Here is a 19,387-nt window from a genome sequence, read left to right as displayed (position 1 = left end):
GCGACGATTATTACAACTCAGAGCAAAATATGAATGCCATATATTTGCCAAAATACAATAAAGAAAAACCATTATATATTGGCTTCTTTAACACTGGCGCATACCAAGAAACAATAGGCGGTTACGGCGGTTTACACCACTGTTTAATACCGCAACCCAAACATATTTTGATAGATAGAGATGAAAACGGTATCATTGCAACAGAAATTTTTTCTGAACAACAAAAAGCCGAAGACGTACTAAAAATATTAGGTTACAAATAGCAAAACCCATTCGATTAAATACATAACTGAATCTACACCCGAGCGATAGCGAACGGATGAAATAAATATACAAGAAAATGAAAGGACCAATAAGTCAGTTTATCGAAAAACACTACTTGCACTTCAATGCAGCCGCATTAGTCGATGCTGCAAAAGGATACGAAGAACATTTACTAGACAATGGTAAAATGATGATTACACTTGCTGGAGCAATGAGTACTGCCGAACTAGGTAAATCATTGGCAGAAATGATTCGCCAAGACAAAGTACACATTATTTCTTGTACAGGTGCCAATCTTGAAGAAGATATTATGAATCTTGTAGCTCATAATTCGTACAAAAGAATTCCTAATTATAGAGATTTAACGCCAACAGAAGAAAGAGATTTACTAGACAATCACTTCAATAGAGTTACAGATACTTGCATTCCAGAAGAAGAAGCATTTCGTCGTTTACAGGCTCATTTATTTCATATTTGGAATAAAGCAGAACAAGCTGGCGAGAGATATTTTCCGCATGAATTTATGTACCAAATGATAAATTCTGGAGTTCTAGAGCAATATTACGAAATAGACCCTAAAGATTCTTGGATGGTTGCTGCGGCAGAAAAAAACCTGCCAATTGTTGTTCCAGGTTGGGAAGACAGTACTATGGGAAATATATTCTCTTCTTACTGTATCAAAGGTGAATTTACCGCTACTACTATGAAAAGTGGTATCGAATATATGATGTGGTTGGCAAAATGGTATCCTGAAAACTGCGAAGGAAAAGGAATAGGTTTCTTTCAAGTTGGTGGTGGTATTGCAGGAGATTTCCCAATTTGTGTGGTGCCAATGTTGTACCAAGATATGGAAATGCATGACATTCCTTTTTGGAGTTATTTTTGCCAGGTTTCAGACTCAACAACCAGTTACGGTTCATATTCTGGAGCGGTACCAAACGAAAAAATTACTTGGGGAAAATTAGATATTGATACACCAAAATTTATCGTCGAATCTGATGCTACAATTGTAGTTCCTCTTATATTTGCTTACATTTTAGATTTATAATATATATTTATGAAAAGAGTTATTGTTGATTATTCTAAGCTTACAGGAGAAATTTTAAACTTATTAGTCGAAAAATTTCCCGACGGATATGATGATTCGAATATAGTACGTTTTAAAAATGCTAAAAACGAAACTATCGAAGCAGTCGAAGTACGAACTGTTGATACTATTTTTCTAGTAAAAATAAGTACCAAACTTTCTGAAAGAATTATAAATTTTGATGAAGATGATGAATTAGCAGATGTAGAAGACGATTCTATTGATGCACTAAAAGAACTCGAAATTGATGATGATGCCGATGATGATGATGACATAGAAAAAGCTGACACAAATGATGGTGATGATTCGGACGACGACGATGACGACGATAAAGATGAACCAATAGATGATGATTCTGACGAAGATGATGAAGACTAAATAGCAAAAAGGAACTCAAATTGAGTTCCTTTTTTATACTTTAATATTTATTGAGAGTTAAGACTAAAACCCTAAATCTCGTTCTATTTCTTCCATTTCAATAATATCATGGGCTTCAAGAACTGAGGGAACAACTATAATCTTTTTTGTATTTGCATTAAAATCAAATTCTGAAACAACAATTACAAATGATTTTTTCTCTTTTTTATGTTTTTTATAAAAATCTGAAAACAATAAAATATCTTTGACAATCAAACTTTTATAAGATGATAAATCAATAATCAAATTATGTTTGCTAAAACTTGTATCATGATCTAATTTTAATAAAAACGAGGTCAAATCGCCTTGAGTATCTTTTATAATAATCGTATGTCCTTTTTCTTCTACTTTCATATGCAGATAATATTTGTTTTTTTATTGGAATATGGTATATTTATGAGGACATCTTCATTTGAGTTCGTGATTTTGGTATCATAAATATTTTATATTACAAATTTACTTAATTTTTGAAGCCAATAAATAAATTACCGACATTCTTATGGCAACTCCGTTTTCAACTTGGTTTAATATTACCGATTGTTTCGAATCTGCAACATCGGTCGTAATTTCTACACCACGATTTATAGGGCCCGGATGCATGATTACAATTTCTTTATTTAAAGAATCTAACAATGTTTTATCCAAACCATATTGCATAGCGTACTCCCTTGTTGAAGGAAAATAACTAATATCCAATCGTTCGTTTTGCACTCGTAACATATTGGCAACATCGCACCATTCTAATGCTTTGCGTAGGTTTGGTTCTACTTTTACACCTAATGCTTCAATATATTTTGGTATTAATGTATTAGGACCGCAAACTCGAACTTCTGCACCTAATTTTTGCAAAGAATATATATTTGAAAGTGCTACTCGTGAATGTAAAATATCTCCCACGATCACCACTTTTTTTCCTGCAACATCACCTAGTTTTTCACGAATAGTATAAGCATCTAGCAAAGCTTGTGTTGGATGTTCGTGTGCACCATCTCCAGCATTTACAATACTTGCTTTTACATTTTTAGATAAAAAAACTGCTGCTCCCGGAGATGCATGTCGCATAACCACCATATCAACTTTCATAGAAAGAATATTGTTTACGGTGTCTACCAATGTTTCTCCTTTGGTTACCGATGAGCTTGAGGCTGCAAAATTTATCACATCTGCCGAAAGGCGTTTCTGTGCAAGTTCGAATGATAATTTTGTTCTGGTACTATTTTCAAAAAATATATTGGCAATTGTTATATCTCGAAGTGAAGGAACTTTTTTTATGGGACGATTAATAACTTCTTTAAAATGATCGGCGGTTTCAAAAATGAGATTTATATCGTCTTCATTAATGTATTTTATTCCTAATAAATGATTTACGCTTAGTTCCTTCATCTTATTTTGTAATTAATTCTACCGAATCTTCCCCAACTGTTTCTGACCAATTTACCACTACTTTTTCATTATTTATAGCATCAACTTGACGGCCACGATAATCTGGTTGTATAGGCAAATGACGACTAAAACGTCTGTCTATTAATACCAATAATTCTACTTCACTAGGCCTTCCGAAGGATTGTATGGCAGATAGTGCCGCATTAATACTTCGTCCTGTATATAAAACATCATCTATAAAAATTACTTTTTTGTTTTCGACAAGGAAATCTATTTGGGTTTTATTTGCTTCGAGTGTTTCTCCACGACGAAAGTCATCTCTAAAAAAAGTAATGTCAAGAAATCCCAAAGCAATATTTTTTATTTGGTATTCTTCTTGCAAAATTTGTTTTAATCGATTGGCAAGTTGCGTTCCTCTAGGCTGAATTCCTATCAAAATTGTATTCGAAAAATCGAGGTGATTTTCTATTAACTGACAGGCCAAACGATGAAGTATGATAGAGACTTCTTTGTGATTGAGCAAAATTTTTTGACTCATAATAGTTTGTGTGTTTGGAATACAAAAATAAGTTTTTTTTTGGATTAAAAAAACAATTAAACTCAGAGATAAATCTTCAAAATATTAACGAATAAGTTTCGCTAGTTTTTCTGTCAAATTTTTTCTTGAATATTCTTGTAACCCAACTGGTGAAACCGTAAGTTTTTGTGTTAAATACAATTCGAAATAAGACAAAATTTGTTTTTTTAATTTCTCTTTTTCGTCATAAGTAAAGAAAACGCCTGTATTTGTATTTGTGATAATTTCGGCAAAGTCAGAACCTTTAGGACCAATGGCAATTATAGGTCTTTCGGAAACCATATATTCAAATAATTTACCTGGAATAATACTTTTAGTTTCTGGAGAATCAATTTCTATTAATAATAAAATTTGAGATTTTTTTTGATGTTCAACCGCTTCTTTGTGTGATACATAACCGAGATTATTCAAATAGTAATTTAAATTAAAACCATCAATTGTATCTAAAATTTCTTGGCTTACTTTCCCAATTAACTTTAATTGAAAAAGAGTCGCGAATTTTTCATTTTCAGTAACTAATTCACTCAAAGATTCCCATAAAATCATAGGATTTCTGTCTGATAAAAAAGAGCCAATATGTGCTAATGTAAATTTCTCATCTAAAACTTGTTTTGATATATTTTCTACATCATAACCATTTGTAATTACTTCGATTTGTTTGTTTGTAATGGCATGAAACTCGGTTTTTGTTGTTTTACTGGTTACAATAATAGTATCGGCAGTATTTAAAACTTTACGTTCTAAATCTTTATGCTTTTTTTCGGCAAAAGAAGATAGTTTTAAAGCCGAATGATACCCAATTGTTGTCCATGGATCACGAAAATCGGCAAACCATTTTACATCCAAACTTTGCTTCAATTTTAATCCAATGAGATGTAAACTATGCGGAGGACCTGAAGTGATTATGGTATCGATTTTATTTTCTGAAATATATTTTTCTAAGTATTTTACCGATGGTTTTACCCACAAAATTCTTGCATCGGGAATAAATAAATTACCACGAACTGATAGCAATAATTTTTGAATAAAATTTTGTTTTTTCTGATTTGGAATAATACCAGAACTAATACCTTTTGTACTTTTTTTTGAAAAAATAGAAGCCAATTGGTAAGGTTCGATAATCTTGCTTTTTAGAATAATGGCTTGCTTTGAAACTTCATCTACTAAACCTTCATCTACAATTGGATAAGTCGGATTTTCTGGAATATAAACAATCGGTTGAATGTTATAATCGGGTAAATATTTTACAAACTTAAGCCAACGCTGCACTCCTGGACCGCCAGCTGGTGGCCAATAATAAGTTATGATAAGGACTTTTTTCATAACGCTTTGGCAATTATTAGTCCTGCCCAAGTAGCCATTAACCCTAAAAAAACACTCAAACTGATATATAAAAAAGCAATTAGTATTTGATTACTTTGCAACAGCTGTACATTTTCGTTAGAAAAAGCTGAAAACGTAGTATAACCACCGCAAAGTCCTGTGATTAAGAAAAATTTTAAATCGGGAGAAACGGTATTTTGTTTTTCTAAATAACCAAAAAATAATCCAATAAGCAAACAGCCAGTAATGTTGGTTACAAAAGTGGCATATGGAAAAGTAGCTTGTACATATTTATTCATAACGACGGTAGTTAAGTAGCGTAAAACACTACCCAAACCGCCACCAAGTGCTATATATAATATGGTTTTCAATTAAACTTTTTTACGTTTGGTTTCATAATAAATTCCGCCACCTAATAACAGTAAAATCCCAATAAAGCTAATTAATGAAATCATACTTCCGGTTTTTACAACTTGTGGTTCAAACTTAAATTCGATAGTGTGTTTTCCTGCAGGAATTCTCAATCCTCGTAAAGCGTAATCCACTCTTTCATGATAGGTTATTTTTCCATCTATATAAGCATTCCAACCGTTTTTATAATACATTTCAGAGAAAACAGCATAACCATTATTAGTGTTATTTGAAACGTATTTTAAATCGTTTGGTTCGTAACTAGTTAGTTTTATTGTTGCATCTTCGGTTTTATAAATTTCATCTTTAACCAAGCTTAGTTTGTTAAAATTAAATGCGTCCTCCGAAGTTTTATTTCTAATTGCAACATTTTTTGTTTCTAGTTTATCCAAAGCTTTCATTTCTGCATCAGCAGAATTAACAAATTTCACTTCTTTTACAAACCAAGCATTTCCGTTAGCTTGTGTATTATGAATCGCTATTTTCTCTCCTTTTTCATTGGTTTGAATTAAATACTTAACATTTAGCATATTCACTACTTCCATGTTATTCTTAGCAATTTGATAATCGAATAAATCTTGCATTCTTTTAGGCTTTACTGCACTATAACCTCCGATTGATTTATGAAAATAAGAAGCTCTTGGATCGCTCATCACATTTTGAGAAACTTCAAAAACACGATAATATGATTTATCTTTTAATATACTTGCGTCTAATTCAGTTTCTTGAATTGGTTGTTCTACTTCCTGTTTAGAAACAAAACTCGAATTGTTTAGATAATTTTTATCAATAAAAAACAAATCTGAAATCATTATAATCCCAACAATTATGACTGCAACTTTATGAGAAATCGTATTTTTAATTGAAAACCATAATACACCAAAAGCCATTAGGATTAGAAAAGAAGAACGCAACAAATCGGCAGAAAACATGGTTTTTCTGTCAAGTTTTAAAGCATCAATAAATTCTGGCCCATAAGATTCCGCTAAATAACGATCACTTCCTCCTGCAAAACTAAAACTTCCTTTAAAAACAAATAACAAAGCTAAAATTCCGATACTTACTGAAGCTGATTTCCATAAGTTTGTCCATTTTTCTTTGTCTTCCAACTTAAAAAATGATTGTAATCCCATAATAGCAAGTACAGGCATACAAATTTCGAGTATGACTTGTATCGACGAAACAGCTCTAAATTTATCATACATGGGTACAAAATTGATAAAGAAATCTGTTAATAATGAAAAATTCTTCCCCCAAGAAAGCAGTAATGTTACAATAGCTCCAACCAGAAAAACATATTTTATTTTTCGTTTATCGCAAAAAAGAGCAATAACTGCTAAGAAAAAAACTACGGCACCAATATATGCAGGAGCGGCTACAATGGGTTGATCTCCCCAATATGTTGGTAGCCCTTTTACGATTTCTTTTGCTTGATCTTCAGGTACATTCTGTGCAATTACATATTCGTACATTGCAGAATTGGTTCCTAAATTTTCATTATTTGAACCTCCAAAAATTCTTGGAGAAATCAAATTGAAACTCTCGACTATACCATAACTATATTCAGTAATATAATCATAAGTCATACCTCCAAAATTGGTGTTTTTAGTACCATCTGGATTGTAAGTTAATTGACTTTTTCCACGTGTACTTTCTTTAGCATATTCGGAAGTAGCCATTAAGCTAGTTGCATTTGTACCTACAGCAAATAATCCTGCTATAGCAAAAGTTGCGAAACTGTACAGAAGAGGTTTAAATTCTTTGTATTTAATTGCTTTGTACACAAAGTAAACCAATACAATTAATAAAAATATCAGAAGGTAATAAGTCATTTGTGGGTGATTTGCATTAATTTCTAATGCTGCTGCAAACAGTGTAAGCAAACCTCCAAGTATATATTTTCTTTGTTGCAAAACCAATAAAACACCTGCAATAACCAAAGGCATGTAAGCAATAGCATGGGCTTTTGCATTATGACCTACACCAAGAATAATGATTAAATAAGTAGAAAAACCAAAGGCTAAAGCTCCAAAAAAAGCTTTGAGTGGATTTACTTTCAGTACTAAAAGTAAAATATAAAATCCGAAGAAATACAGAAACATATAATCCGCAGGACGAGGTAAAAAGCGAATTAATTCATCTATTTTTTTGATATAATTATGAGGATATTTTGCCCCAAGTTGATAGGTTGGCATACCACCAAAAGCAGAATTTGTCCAATATGGTTCAGTATTATTTTCGGCTCTAAAATCATTTTGCTCTTTTGCCATAGCCGTATATTGTACTATGTCTGACTGAAGGATTTGTTTACCTTGTAAAATTGGATAAAAATAAATAACAGAAACTAATACAAAAGCAAAAATAGCCAATGCATGCGGATAAAATCGTTGTAACTTGTTCATAAAATAATGAGGTTGAATCAAAATAATGCGTGAAGATAGGGAAATTTTAGATTTTAGATATTAGATATTAGATTTTTATCTTGCTGTTTAATATTCTTAATCTGAAATCTGACTTCTACTCTACTTCCTCGTAATCTATATATTCACCCACTTGTTTAGTAGGTTTCGGATTCTCTTTTTTAGGAATTTGAGAATCTTGATTATTTTGCTGATTAAAAGGGTCTTGATTTTGATGTTTATCAAAATTATCTTGTACTTTATTAACAGCTTTTTGCAAAAGTATTGGCAAAAAGATGCGTGCTAAAAATTTGATCACGTAATAAAACCCAATCATATATATTATTGTTTTAAAAAAACCATTAATAGAGGCCTCTTCCATTGTCTATTTTTTTCAAAATTAATAAAACTAAATTTTTAAAACTAAATTTTGATTCTTAAAATAATGATAAAATTACTACATTTGATTTCTTGAAAATATATTTTTTATGAAATTACTCAAATCGATAGTCATAACGGGAGTTTTATTAACTTCAATTGCAAATTATGGTCAATTTACCGATCAAATAAACTCCAATAGATCAGGGAAATCTATGGGTGCATTTGCTGTTGGAAAAAAAGTATATCAGGTAGAAAGCGGATTATATTATATTAATGAATCTCATGATGTGAGAAATTATGATGCTCGTGGATTTGGTTTAGAATTTGATGCTCGGGGCGGATTTATAAAAGAACAATTGGAATTTATTTTAGAAGCTCAATTTCAATTAGATAAATATTCTGTAGCAGATTCTATAAACACAAGTAGAAGCGGTTTAAAACAAACAACTTTTGGGGCAAAATATTTGTTTTATGATCCATTCAAAAAAGGACCAGCAAAACCAAACATATACAGTTGGAAAGCAAATCACAGAATGAGTTGGAAACAGTTTATCCCAGCGATATCAGGATATGTAGGCGTAAATTATGTAATGAAAAATGATTATTCTATTCCCGACGAATCGGTAATAAGTCCTAAAGTTATGCTTATTACGCAACATCATTTTGGTATGAAATGGGTTTTAGTTAGTAATATAATTGCAGATAAGATAACGTCTAACAATTCAAGTTTTGGTTCTATATTTACTTTAACGAGAGGAATTAACGAAAAATGGTCTGCTTTTATCGAAAATAAAGCAGTAAAAGGCAATTATTATTCTGACGGAATTTTTACAATAGGCGCCACACATTTACTAAAAAACAACATTCAAGTTGATGCTTCTATTAGTAAAAACATCAAATCGACACCTTCTTTATTATACGGAGGTATTGGTTTTTCTTGGCGTTTCGACAAAAAACACAAAGACATCCAAATTAAAGACGGAAAAGAAGTAAAAGAGAAGAAAGAAGACAAGGATAAAAAATCTAAAGGCTCTAAAACGCAAGAAGAATTAGATAAAGAAAAGGCCAAAGCTGAAAAAAAAGCTAGAAAAAATAGACCCGACGGAGAAGAAGAACCAGCTCCTGAAACAAAGAAAAAACGTTTAGACGATCTCGAAGAAGAAACTCCAACTCCAACTCCGTAATGATTACTATAAAAGAAGCAAAAAACAAAAGTGAACTTACAAAATACATCAAGTTCCCTTTTTCGTTATATAAAAATAATAAATACTGGGTTCCTCCAATTATTGCTGATGAACTTGAAACTTTCGACAAAGTCAAAAATCCTGCTTTCGAAAACGCAGAAGCATATTTTTATTTAGCTTATCGCGATAATAAAATCGTTGGAAGAATTGCCGCAATCATAAATTGGAGCGAAGTAAATGACCAACAAAAAAGCAAAGTACGTTTTGGTTGGTTTGATGTTATTGATGATATTGAAGTCACCAAAGCATTACTCGAAAAAGTACAAGAATTAGGAAAAAAAAACAATCTCGATCATATAGAAGGACCAATGGGATTTTCTAATCTGGACAAAGTAGGTGTGCTTACTGAAGGATTTGAAGAAATTGGAACCATGATTACTTGGTACAATTTCCCTTATTATGCGACGCATTTTGAGCAACTGGGCTTTGTTGTCGAAAAAGAATATTTAGAGAATAAATTTCCTTTTGCAAACGTAAAATTAGAATTTTTCGACAAAGCGCAGGAACTCATAAAAAGAAGATACCAGCTAAAAGCATTAAATTTTAAAAAAACTAAAGACGTTTTACCTTATGTAGATAAAATGTTCGATTTGTTTAATGCATCTTATGCAAACTTGTCTTCATTTGTTGCCATTTCAGATGTTCAAAAAGAGTATTTCAAGAAAAAATACATTTCGTTTATCAATCCAGAATATATCAAATTTGTAGAAGACAAGGACCAAAATCTGGTTGCTTTTGCCATTGTTATGCCAAGTTTTTCGAGAGCTTTACAAAAAGCCAAAGGCAAACTTTTCCCTTTTGGATTGTTCCATTTATTAAATGCTAGAAAAAATAGCAAAGACGTTACTTTTTATCTAATTGGTGTTCATCCCGAATATCAAAACAAAGGTGTTCATGCTATTATTTTCAAAGAAATGCACACAACTTTTACCGAAAAAGGAATTCAAAATTGTATCAGAACACCTGAATTAGCAGACAATCATGCTATACATTTACTTTGGAAAAATTTTGACCCTAAGATTATTTGCAGAAGAAAAACTTTTAAAATTCAGATAGCGGATTTCAATTAAAAACAATTTAGCTTTAAAAATACTGTAATATTTATTGAAGATTTTGTCATTCCGAGGAACGAGGAATCTCATCAAGTTATTTAGATTATGAGATTCCTCGTTCCTCGGAATGACAAACTGTGCGTTTATTATTAAAGTTAAAGCAAAACTAAAATGGTATAAAGCAAAAAAAATTCCATTCATAAGAATGGAATTTTTTTATATAAATCTAAAATTGATTAAGAAACATCAACCGTAGTTCTATCTGCAATTTCTTTATATGTTCCGTTTACTAATTTCTCACGAATTGCTTCAAAAGCAGTCAATGTTTCATCAATATCTGCAATTGTGTGCGATGCTGTAGGAATCATTCTTAACAAAATCATACCTTTAGGAATCACTGGATAAACCACTATCGAAAGAAAAATACCGTAGTTTTCTCTCAAATCATTAACCATAATCATTGCTTCTGGAATAGAACCTTCAAGGTAAACTGGTGTAATACATGTATTTGTATCGCCAATATTAAATCCTTTTTCTCTCAATCCGTTTTGTAACGCATTAACATTTACCCAAAGTTTGTCTTTTATTTCAGACGAATTACGCAACAACTCCAAACGTTTCAACGAACCAATAGTTTGAATCATTGGTAACGCTTTGGCAAACATTTGAGAACGTAAATTATATTTTAAGTAATCGATAATATCTTTATCGGCAGCTATAAAAGCACCAATATTTGCCATCGATTTTGCAAAAGTAGAAAAATAAACGTCAATTTCGTCCTGAACTCCTTGCTCCTCACCTGCTCCAGCACCAGTTTTTCCAAGTGTACCAAAACCGTGTGCATCATCAACTAGCAAACGGAAATTGTATCTTTTTTTCATTTCTACAATTTCTTTCAACTTTCCTTGTTGCCCACGCATTCCGAAAACACCTTCGGTAATAAATAAAATTCCACCACCCGTTTCTGTAGCTAATTTTGTAGCGCGTTGCAGGTTTTTCTCCATGCTCTCAACATCGTTATGACGGTACGTAAAACGTTTTCCCATATGCAAACGAACACCATCTATAATACAAGCATGCGCATCGACATCATATACAATAACATCATTTTTAGTTACTAAAGCATCTATCGTAGATAAAATTCCTTGGTAACCAAAATTCAGTAAATAAGCCGATTCTTTCATTACAAAAGCAGCCAATTCTTCTTCTAATTGTTCGTGATACTTAGTATGACCACTCATCATACGAGCACCCATAGGGTAAGCCGCACCATATTGAGCAGCAGCTTCAGTATCTGCTTTACGAACTTCCGGGTGATTTGCAAGACCCAAATAGTCATTCAAACTCCAGTTTAATATATTTTTTCCTTGAAATTGCATTCTTGGACCCAATTCGCCTTCCAATTTTGGAAACACAAAATATCCTTCTGCCTGCGAAGCCCATTTTCCTAATGGTCCTTTATTGTTCTGAATTCTTTCGAATAAATCTTTTACCATAATATTAAAATCTAAATTTTAAATCCCATTCCGATAACTTCGAAATTGGTTGCGAAATTAATTATTTAATCTCTCTTATCATAATTTTTTTTTAGGAGCTATTTCCTGCTGTTCACTATATCTTTTGTCTCGTTCCAAAAAACGAGACAAAAGGATGCCGTTTCCATCAGGGCTAAAAATACGTTTTCATAATAAACATTGTTTTTACATTTAGTCTTAAACCTCGATTTCATGAAGCCACTGTTATGGGCTGGTTAAATTATTTTTTCTTTTTGTTACTTGAATAACCAATCCATAATGCTATAAATGGTCCAATCGATATTAGTAAAGGTATTATCGGCAGTTTTTTTTCAAAATAGATTAAGTAAGGAATCATAAAAATAAACCCAACTGTAACAATTATTAGAAATGGAAAAATAAATTTACTGTCAAAGAAAGTATTACTTCTTATTAAATCGGTCTGATTTTCAGTTTTATATACTTGTAATACTTTTTCAAAGTCCTGAGCAAAGACTGTAAACTGAAATGTTTCACAATATCTATTATTTGATGAGATATTGAATTTTCTGCCATCTTTTAATTTAAGATGAAAAACTGTGCCTTCAAAATGTTGAATAAGATAACTTTCAATATCTCTATAATTGATAATGGTTTCAACGTTGTCTAAATTAAATTCTGTGTAGTTCTCAAAGATTTTTGCAGAACCTACTTTTTTTATTTTCTTACGATTAAACAGATAAATGCTTATGGGAATTATCACTGATAACAAACCACCAACAACTATGAAATCTTTATTTTTGCTTAAAATACTAGTAATGAACAGAACAATAAAAACTAGCAATAATTTAATGACTAATTTTTGTGTGTATTTCTGATTAAAAAACTCAAACTTGTATTCTTTCACGTTCATTGTTAATTCAGTTTTTCAATAATTTTCTCATAACTCGTTAATTTATCTTCAATCTAAAATTATATCCCCAAAAAGTTACTTGGCGTAATCACTAACAATTCATTTTTAATGACTTCAGAAACATCTAAAGTTGCAATAAAATCATGAATCGCTTTTTTATCGATAGTTGTATTGGTTCTCGTTAGTCCTTTCAAAGCTTCATACGGGTTTGGATAACCTTCGCGACGCAAAATAGTTTGAATAGCTTCTGCCACAACGGCCCAATTTTTCTCTAAATCTTCGTGAAATTTTGGTTCGTTTAGCAACAATTTATTCAACCCTTTTAGCGTTGCTTCAAAAGCAATTAAAGTATGTCCCATTGGTACACCAACATTTCTTAAAACCGTACTATCAGTCAAATCTCGTTGCAATCTAGACAAAGGTAATTTTGCCGAAAGGTGCTCGAAAATCGCATTGGCAATTCCTAAATTCCCTTCCGAATTTTCAAAATCAATTGGGTTTACTTTGTGTGGCATCGCCGACGATCCAATTTCGCCTGCTTTTATTTTTTGCTTGAAATATTCCATCGAAACATAGGTCCAAATATCTCTATCTAAATCGATTATAATGGTATTTATTCTTTTTAAAGCATCGAAAAAAGCAGCAAAATGATCGTAATGTTCTATTTGTGTTGTCGGAAAAGAATGATGTAAACCAAGTGTATCTTCTACAAAATTGCTTCCAAATTTTCTCCAATCTGTATTTGGATACGCCACATGATGTGCGTTGTAATTTCCTGTAGCGCCACCAAATTTAGCTGCAAAAGGAATGTTAAACAACAAACGCATTTGCTCTTCTAATCGTTCTACAAAAACACCAATTTCTTTCCCCAAACGTGTTGGCGAAGCTGGTTGTCCGTGGGTTCTTGCTAACATTGGTATATCTCGCCATTCTACACTTAACTCTTTTAGTTTAGAAACCAAACCTATTAATAATGGTAAATATACTTTTTCGAATGCTTCTTTTGTAGATAACGGAATCGCTGTATTGTTTATGTCTTGTGAGGTTAATCCGAAGTGAATAAACTCTTTATATTGCGACAAACCTAACTTTTCGAAAGCTTCTTTGATGAAATATTCGACTGCTTTTACGTCGTGGTTTGTTGTTTTTTCGGTTTCTTTTATCCAAAGCGCATCTTCGGTTGAGAAGTTTTTGTAAATATTTCGTAAATCCTCATAAATAGTAGGATTTATTCCTGAAAGTTGTGGCAAATTAGCCTCGCAAAGTGCAATAAAATATTCAATTTCTACTAAAACACGATATTTTATTAAGGCTTCTTCAGAAAAATAGGTTGAAAGTGATTTGGTTTTACTTCTATAACGACCATCTATTGGCGAAACAGCATTCAATTCAGTTAGTTGCATTGTTGTGTTGTGTTGTTGTTTAAAAGCGCAAAGATAAACAGATTTTAGATATTAGATTTTAGATATTAGATTTTATTGAGTTTCAAATTACATTTTTCTTGATATTGACATTTTTTTTTAAAATTGAAATTGATTTTTAAAATTGTAATTGATTTTTGAAATTGTCATTGTTATTGAAACTTTTCAAGCTCTTTCCTAACAATTTCCATTCCTTTGGAGCCAGTTGTAGAAACTACTTTAATATCGTTTGGCGAATCGTAAATCGTTGCAGGATTAGGATCAATATAATAAACCGGAATGTTTGGATTAGCAAAATTTATTAATCCAGCCGCAGGATAAACTTGTAAGGAAGTGCCAATAATAATTAAAATATCGGCTTGTTGTACCAATTCGACTGCATATTCTAATGCAGGAACATCTTCTCCAAACCAAACAATATGAGGCCGTAACCGATTTCCTTTATCATCAAAATCGTGAAGATTTAAGTCCTCTGACCAATCTAAAATATAATTTTCTTTTTTTGTACTTCTAACTTTCAATAATTCGCCATGAAGATGCAAAACATTTGTACTTCCAGCTTTTTCGTGAAGATTATCCACGTTTTGGGTAATAATTTGTACTTCAAAATCATTTTCTAAATCGGCTAAAATTAAATGGGCTTCATTCGGTTTTACCGTTTTAAGTTCCTGACGACGTTTGTTGTAAAAATCGAGAACCAAAGCAGGATTTTTATGCCAACCTTCTGGCGTAGCAACATCCATAACATTATGACCTTCCCAAAGTCCGTCACTGTCACGAAAGGTTTTTATCCCGCTTTCGGCAGAAATTCCGGCTCCAGTTAAAACAACTAATTTCTTTTTCATTATATCTTAAGGTATTGTATAATCTCAAACTTGTCATTCCGAGGAACGAGGAATCTCATCACGTAATTATAACTATGAGATTCCTCGTTCCTCGGAATGACAAAATCGAGAATGTATTGTCTCTTTTCTCAAAGATATAAAAGTATTAGATTTAAATAAATTCTCTTTCACTATTTTTGCCAAAAATTCTATTCAAAAATGGTCGATTTAGATTACTTAGCTTTTTTAGAAAATATATTGACAGACAATCGAAAAGAAAAATTCTTGAAAGTCTTAGAAAACAGAACAAACCATTTTACAATTGCTGTCGAAGATATTTTTCAGATGCATAATGCGAGTGCCGTAATGCGCAGTTGCGAAGTTTTTGGAATTCAGGAACTGAATGTAATCGAGGAACGTTATGGTAAAAGCATCGATAAGGAAATTGCAATGGGCGCTCAGAAATGGGTAGATATTAATACTTTTGATAGTGTTACAAATTGCATCGAAACTTTAAAAAATAAAGGTTACCAAATAATTGCGACTACACCACACGAAAATGATTGTTTGATGGAAGATTTTGATATTTCTAAACCAAGTGCTTTGTTTTTTGGTACCGAAAGAGATGGTTTGTCGGAAGAAATTCTCAAACAAGCCGATGGTTTTCTGAAAATTCCCATGGTAGGTTTTACCGAAAGTTTGAATATCTCTGTTTCGGCAGCGATTATCATTCAGAATTTGACCGAAAGATTACGCAAATCTGACGTAAATTGGAAGTTATCTGATAATGAAATCCTAGAAAAAAGATTGGCTTGGACCAAAAGTTCTATTAAGGATATTAAAAGAATTGAAGCCCGATATTACAATATATAATCGAGCTTCATTTCTAAAAATTATTTAGTCTTTGAATCCTAACTTGGATAAAATAGTTTCCAATAAACACCATTTGGTAATTCCCGATTGAATTAAATTTACTCCAATAAAAGCGGTGAACCACAACCAGTTTTGATTGACATAGATTGACAATAGTAAACTGATTAAGATAAATGAACCAACTATAATTCTAAAAATTTTATTTTTCATAATTTTAATTTTTTATTAATTAGATTTTTCAATATTTAGTACTGCAACATGAATAGTAGATAAGCTTTCTTGTTTTTTTTTAAAACCATTTACTAGTTCAAAAAACAGATCTACATTTTCTTTTTTTACAAAAGCATAATAGAGAATAGATTCATTTTCATTCATTTCACTTCCAAACCAATTGCTTTCAATCGATTCTTCCAAAATGTCATTAAATCCTTTTACTTCTTTGTAAGTAAAAGTTTTTACACTGGCTTGTTTTAGCATTTTTTTGATGTCTTTGTCAAAATCTGCAATAGCTGTTATTATAAGTAGTTTCATAGAAATATTAATTAAATAATTTATGAATTAGGGATATCATTATCTGTTTCTTCAACATTTTTTTCCCATTTTTTTCTTTCAGTAACATAATAAATAATAGGCACCACTAACAAGGTTAATATCGTAGAAACAATCGCACCAAATACTAACGAAATAGCTAATCCTTGAAATATCGGATCAAATAATATGATAGATGCGCCAATAACAACTGCTCCAGTGGTTAGTAAGATTGGTGTTGTTCTCACAGCGCCTGCTTCAATAATAGCTTGTTTTAAAGGAATTCCATCATTCAATCGAATTTCGATAAAGTCGATGAGCAAGACAGAGTTCCTTACCATTACTCCTGCCAAAGCAATCATTCCTATAAAAGAGGTTGCTGTAAAAAATGCGCCTAACAACCAGTGTCCAAATACAATTCCTATTAACGATAGTGGTATTGCCATCATCATCACCATTGGGGTTTTAAAATTTTGGAACCAACCTACAATCAACATATAAATAATTACAATGACAACCATAAAAGCAACCCCTAAATCACGAAAAACTTCCAGTGTAATTTGCCATTCGCCGTCCCATTTTACGGTAAAATCACTTTCGTCTGATGGTTGATCCATATACAACTCATTGACTTTATAGCCTTTTGGCAAGTGCATTTTTTGGAGTTTTTCATTCATTCCTAGAATAGCATATACAGGGCTTTCTAACGCTCCAGCCATATCGGCAGTTACATAAACCACACGTTTTTGATCTTTTCTGTAAATGGTTTTTTGCAAAGTATCGCTAACCACTTTGACCAAATCACTTACGGGAACTACATTGCCACGACTGCCTTTTATTTTTAAATTTTGAATGTCTTGCAAAGATGTTTTGTCTTTATCGTCGAGCGAAAGCACAATACCTACATTATCATTCGAGTTTTCATCATATAAATTAGAAACAGGGTATTCTTTTAATATATACGTTAAATTTCCAATGATTTGCTGAGGAGCAATTCCGTTAAGCATGGCTTTTTCTTTATCTACTTCAAGTTTGTATTCCGTTTGATTGTCTTCGGTCATCCAATCGACATCTACAATATCTGAAGTAGTTTCTAAAATACCTTTCACCTGATTGGCTACTTTGATTTGGTCTTTGTAATTTGGTCCATAAATCTCGGCAACCAAAGTAGATAAAACTGGTGGTCCTGGTGGAACTTCGATAATTTTTACATTGGCACCATATTTTTTAGCAATTTTTTGAACTTCAGGACGAACTATTTTAGCGATGCCATGACTTTGTAAGTCACGATTTTCTTTGTGCAACAAATTTACCTGAATGTCTGCCATATTACTTCCGCCACGTAAATCGTAATGACGTACTAATCCGTTGAAGGTTATAGGGGCTGATGTTCCGATATAATTTTGATAATTCACCACTTCTGGAACAGTAGAAAGATATTGTGCAATTTCTTGAGTTACTGCAGCAGTTCTTTCTAAAGTGGTTCCTTCAGGCATATCAATTACTACTTGGAATTCGTTTTTGTTATCAAAAGGCAACATTTTTACAATCACCGATTTGGTAAAAAACATCATCACCGAACCTATTAAAAGCAACACTGTTATTCCGACTAAAATTCTTCTTTTTTTACTACTTTCTAATAATGGACGTTCTAATTTGTTGTAAATTTTATAAATCCAATTGGTTTCTAAACCTTGTTCTTCCTTATGTTTTTGCTCATCTTTTTCTTGTAACAAATGATAACCTAAATAAGGAGTTACAGTCAATGCAACAAATAACGAAAGTAACATCGCAATCGAAGCACCAATAGGCATCGGACTCATATAAGGCCCCATCATTCCAGATACAAAAGCCATAGGCAAAATAGCAGAAATTACCGTAAATGTGGCTAGAATAGTTGGATTTCCTACTTCATTTATAGCATAAATTGCAGCTTGTTTAAACGGTAGTCGTTTCATCTTGAAATGACGGTGCATGTTTTCGGCAATTATAATACTATCATCAACTACAATTCCTACCACAAAAACTAATGCGAAAAGCGTGATTCTATTTAAAGTATAACCTAATAAATAATAAGCAAATAAGGTCAAAGCAAAGGTTAAAGGAACAGAGAAGAAAACGACCAATCCGCCACGCCATCCCATAGCCAATATTACTAAAAAGGTAACAGCAATAATAGCTATTCCTAAGTGCATTAATAATTCTCCTACTTTATCTGAAGCCGTTTCTCCGTAATTACGAGTTACTTCTACGTGTACATCATCAATGATAATAGTTTTCTTAAGTTGCTCTACGCGCTCTAATATTTTTTCTGATATTTTCATCGCATCAGCACCTTTTACTTTTCCGATAGAAATAGTCACGGCAGGATATTCTGATTTTGCATTTTTGAATTTATCGTTGGCTTTACCATATCCAAAAGAAACATAACTACTTGGTGTAGAAGGGCCGTCTTCTACTTTTGCTACTTGTTTTAAATAAACTGGTAAATTAGCATTAACACCTACTACTAAATTCTCAACATCTTCTGAAGATTTTAGAAACTGTCCTGTAGTTACCAAATATTCTTTGTCATTATTAACAAAGCTTCCTGATTGGGAACTTCCATTATTGGCTTGAATCATTTGCATAATTCCCAAAGCATCCACACCGTTTTCGGCCATTTTATCTTTGTCCAAAACTACTTTTACTTGGCGGTTTCTTCCTCCAATTTCTCTAGTAATGGCTACATCTTTCACTTTCTCAACTTCAGATGTAACTTCTTCGGCAATTTGACGAATTTCAAAATCATCTAATT

General features: G+C 32.0%; 19 protein-coding genes and 1 pseudogene. 6 read left to right on the top strand and 14 right to left on the bottom strand.

The annotated features are described in order from the left end of the window. The 3 genes and pseudogenes from ACH2BP_RS01420 to ACH2BP_RS01410 form a co-directional block, all read left to right on the top strand. Positions 1–263, top strand: a pseudogene (locus ACH2BP_RS01420) (arginine decarboxylase); the annotation flags it as partial. A 77-nt stretch (positions 264–340) separates the two neighbouring features. Further along, positions 341–1,312, top strand: a complete 972-nt coding sequence (locus ACH2BP_RS01415; RefSeq protein WP_394760152.1) for a deoxyhypusine synthase family protein — start codon at positions 341–343, stop codon at positions 1,310–1,312. 9 nt (positions 1,313–1,321) lie between these two features. After that, the gene (locus tag ACH2BP_RS01410) at positions 1,322–1,729 is read left to right on the top strand and encodes a DNA primase (RefSeq protein ID WP_395056286.1); all 408 of its coding nucleotides are present in this window, start codon (positions 1,322–1,324) and stop codon (positions 1,727–1,729) included. Positions 1,730–1,792: 63 nt separating this feature from the next. Here ACH2BP_RS01410 and ACH2BP_RS01405 read toward each other — a convergent pair whose 3' ends face one another. The 7 genes from ACH2BP_RS01405 to ACH2BP_RS01375 all read right to left on the bottom strand — a co-directional run bounded on the left by ACH2BP_RS01405 (position 1,793) and on the right by ACH2BP_RS01375 (position 8,243). Further along, positions 1,793–2,122 (bottom strand): ribonuclease Z, encoded by a 330-nt coding sequence (locus tag ACH2BP_RS01405; protein WP_395056284.1) that lies wholly within the window; start codon positions 2,120–2,122, stop codon positions 1,793–1,795. A 102-nt stretch (positions 2,123–2,224) separates the two neighbouring features. Beyond that, positions 2,225–3,151, bottom strand: a complete 927-nt coding sequence (locus tag ACH2BP_RS01400; protein WP_395056282.1) for an aspartate carbamoyltransferase catalytic subunit — start codon at positions 3,149–3,151, stop codon at positions 2,225–2,227. Between the two features lies 1 nt (position 3,152). Beyond that, positions 3,153–3,689 carry a bifunctional pyr operon transcriptional regulator/uracil phosphoribosyltransferase PyrR gene (gene pyrR / locus ACH2BP_RS01395; RefSeq protein ID WP_395056280.1) on the bottom strand — a complete coding sequence of 179 codons (537 nt, stop codon included), beginning with the start codon at positions 3,687–3,689 and terminating at the stop codon, positions 3,153–3,155. 84 nt (positions 3,690–3,773) lie between these two features. Continuing rightward, on the bottom strand, positions 3,774–5,051 hold the full coding sequence (locus ACH2BP_RS01390) for a glycosyltransferase family 4 protein (protein ID WP_395056278.1): 1,278 nt from the start codon (positions 5,049–5,051) through the stop codon (positions 3,774–3,776). Then, entirely contained in the window at positions 5,048–5,422 is a 375-nt protein-coding gene (gene crcB / locus ACH2BP_RS01385) for a fluoride efflux transporter CrcB (protein ID WP_395056276.1), read from the bottom strand. Before crcB ends, ACH2BP_RS01390 begins: the two co-directional genes overlap by 4 nt. Continuing rightward, positions 5,423–7,864, bottom strand: a complete 2,442-nt coding sequence (locus ACH2BP_RS01380; RefSeq protein WP_395056274.1) for a YfhO family protein — start codon at positions 7,862–7,864, stop codon at positions 5,423–5,425. Positions 7,865–7,979: 115 nt separating this feature from the next. Then, positions 7,980–8,243: a DUF4834 domain-containing protein gene (locus tag ACH2BP_RS01375; RefSeq protein ID WP_395056272.1), complete on the bottom strand. Its 264-nt coding sequence runs from the start codon at positions 8,241–8,243 to the stop codon at positions 7,980–7,982. A 106-nt stretch (positions 8,244–8,349) separates the two neighbouring features. On the opposite strand from ACH2BP_RS01375, the gene ACH2BP_RS01370 reads away from it, so the two are divergent. Continuing rightward, positions 8,350–9,426 carry a transporter gene (locus ACH2BP_RS01370; RefSeq protein ID WP_395056270.1) on the top strand — a complete coding sequence of 359 codons (1,077 nt, stop codon included), beginning with the start codon at positions 8,350–8,352 and terminating at the stop codon, positions 9,424–9,426. Then, positions 9,426–10,556, top strand: coding sequence for a GTP cyclohydrolase (locus ACH2BP_RS01365; RefSeq protein ID WP_395056268.1), 1,131 nt, complete (start codon positions 9,426–9,428; stop codon positions 10,554–10,556). Before ACH2BP_RS01370 ends, ACH2BP_RS01365 begins: the two co-directional genes overlap by 1 nt. A 218-nt stretch (positions 10,557–10,774) precedes the next feature. On the opposite strand, the gene ACH2BP_RS01360 is transcribed toward ACH2BP_RS01365, so the two are convergent. From ACH2BP_RS01360 to ACH2BP_RS01345, 4 genes are all read right to left on the bottom strand, one after another. Then, positions 10,775–12,034 carry an aminotransferase class I/II-fold pyridoxal phosphate-dependent enzyme gene (locus tag ACH2BP_RS01360; protein ID WP_395056266.1) on the bottom strand — a complete coding sequence of 420 codons (1,260 nt, stop codon included), beginning with the start codon at positions 12,032–12,034 and terminating at the stop codon, positions 10,775–10,777. Between the two features lie 259 nt (positions 12,035–12,293). Further along, positions 12,294–12,944 carry a hypothetical protein gene (locus tag ACH2BP_RS01355; RefSeq protein ID WP_395056264.1) on the bottom strand — a complete coding sequence of 217 codons (651 nt, stop codon included), beginning with the start codon at positions 12,942–12,944 and terminating at the stop codon, positions 12,294–12,296. Positions 12,945–13,003: 59 nt separating this feature from the next. Next, the gene (gene purB / locus ACH2BP_RS01350) at positions 13,004–14,347 is read right to left on the bottom strand and encodes an adenylosuccinate lyase (protein ID WP_395056262.1); all 1,344 of its coding nucleotides are present in this window, start codon (positions 14,345–14,347) and stop codon (positions 13,004–13,006) included. A gap of 170 nt (positions 14,348–14,517) precedes the next feature. After that, positions 14,518–15,210, bottom strand: coding sequence for an NAD-dependent deacetylase (locus ACH2BP_RS01345; protein WP_395056260.1), 693 nt, complete (start codon positions 15,208–15,210; stop codon positions 14,518–14,520). Positions 15,211–15,408: 198 nt separating this feature from the next. Here ACH2BP_RS01345 and ACH2BP_RS01340 point away from each other — a divergent pair, with 198 nt between their 5' ends. Continuing rightward, complete coding sequence (locus ACH2BP_RS01340) at positions 15,409–16,062, top strand: TrmH family RNA methyltransferase (protein ID WP_395056258.1); 654 nt, start codon at positions 15,409–15,411, stop codon at positions 16,060–16,062. A 24-nt stretch (positions 16,063–16,086) separates the two neighbouring features. On the opposite strand, the gene ACH2BP_RS01335 is transcribed toward ACH2BP_RS01340, so the two are convergent. From ACH2BP_RS01335 to ACH2BP_RS01325, 3 genes are all read right to left on the bottom strand, one after another. Then, positions 16,087–16,272: a DUF2892 domain-containing protein gene (locus tag ACH2BP_RS01335; protein WP_395056256.1), complete on the bottom strand. Its 186-nt coding sequence runs from the start codon at positions 16,270–16,272 to the stop codon at positions 16,087–16,089. A 15-nt stretch (positions 16,273–16,287) separates the two neighbouring features. Further along, positions 16,288–16,593 carry a hypothetical protein gene (locus ACH2BP_RS01330; protein ID WP_395056254.1) on the bottom strand — a complete coding sequence of 102 codons (306 nt, stop codon included), beginning with the start codon at positions 16,591–16,593 and terminating at the stop codon, positions 16,288–16,290. A 20-nt stretch (positions 16,594–16,613) separates the two neighbouring features. Then, positions 16,614–19,387 (bottom strand): efflux RND transporter permease subunit (locus ACH2BP_RS01325; RefSeq protein WP_395056252.1); only part of this gene is annotated, 2,774 nt, incomplete at its 5' end.

Source organism: Flavobacterium sp. (genome assembly GCF_043756175.1).
GTDB lineage: Bacteria > Bacteroidota > Bacteroidia > Flavobacteriales > Flavobacteriaceae > Flavobacterium.
Note: the sequence above shows the minus strand (reverse complement) of the source record. Positions and strands in the feature narration are given on the sequence as shown.

Bases quoted from the DNA above. Each gene is read 5' to 3' on its own strand.
- ACH2BP_RS01410 (WP_395056286.1), top strand. From the start codon at position 1,322: ATGAAAAGAGTTATTGTTGATTATTCTAAGCTTACAGGAGAAATTTTA.
- ACH2BP_RS01390 (WP_395056278.1), bottom strand. From the start codon at position 5,051: ATGAAAAAAGTCCTTATCATAACTTATTATTGGCCACCAGCTGGCGGT.
- ACH2BP_RS01380 (WP_395056274.1), bottom strand. From the start codon at position 7,864: ATGAACAAGTTACAACGATTTTATCCGCATGCATTGGCTATTTTTGCT.
- ACH2BP_RS01360 (WP_395056266.1), bottom strand. From the start codon at position 12,034: ATGGTAAAAGATTTATTCGAAAGAATTCAGAACAATAAAGGACCATTA.
- ACH2BP_RS01415 (WP_394760152.1), top strand. From the start codon at position 341: ATGAAAGGACCAATAAGTCAGTTTATCGAAAAACACTACTTGCACTTC.
- ACH2BP_RS01340 (WP_395056258.1), top strand. From the start codon at position 15,409: ATGGTCGATTTAGATTACTTAGCTTTTTTAGAAAATATATTGACAGAC.
- ACH2BP_RS01335 (WP_395056256.1), bottom strand. From the start codon at position 16,272: ATGAAAAATAAAATTTTTAGAATTATAGTTGGTTCATTTATCTTAATC.
- ACH2BP_RS01375 (WP_395056272.1), bottom strand. From the start codon at position 8,243: ATGGAAGAGGCCTCTATTAATGGTTTTTTTAAAACAATAATATATATG.
- ACH2BP_RS01400 (WP_395056282.1), bottom strand. From the start codon at position 3,151: ATGAAGGAACTAAGCGTAAATCATTTATTAGGAATAAAATACATTAAT.
- ACH2BP_RS01370 (WP_395056270.1), top strand. From the start codon at position 8,350: ATGAAATTACTCAAATCGATAGTCATAACGGGAGTTTTATTAACTTCA.
- ACH2BP_RS01330 (WP_395056254.1), bottom strand. From the start codon at position 16,593: ATGAAACTACTTATAATAACAGCTATTGCAGATTTTGACAAAGACATC.
- ACH2BP_RS01365 (WP_395056268.1), top strand. From the start codon at position 9,426: ATGATTACTATAAAAGAAGCAAAAAACAAAAGTGAACTTACAAAATAC.
- purB (WP_395056262.1), bottom strand. From the start codon at position 14,347: ATGCAACTAACTGAATTGAATGCTGTTTCGCCAATAGATGGTCGTTAT.
- ACH2BP_RS01355 (WP_395056264.1), bottom strand. From the start codon at position 12,944: ATGAACGTGAAAGAATACAAGTTTGAGTTTTTTAATCAGAAATACACA.
- pyrR (WP_395056280.1), bottom strand. From the start codon at position 3,689: ATGAGTCAAAAAATTTTGCTCAATCACAAAGAAGTCTCTATCATACTT.
- ACH2BP_RS01405 (WP_395056284.1), bottom strand. From the start codon at position 2,122: ATGAAAGTAGAAGAAAAAGGACATACGATTATTATAAAAGATACTCAA.
- ACH2BP_RS01345 (WP_395056260.1), bottom strand. From the start codon at position 15,210: ATGAAAAAGAAATTAGTTGTTTTAACTGGAGCCGGAATTTCTGCCGAA.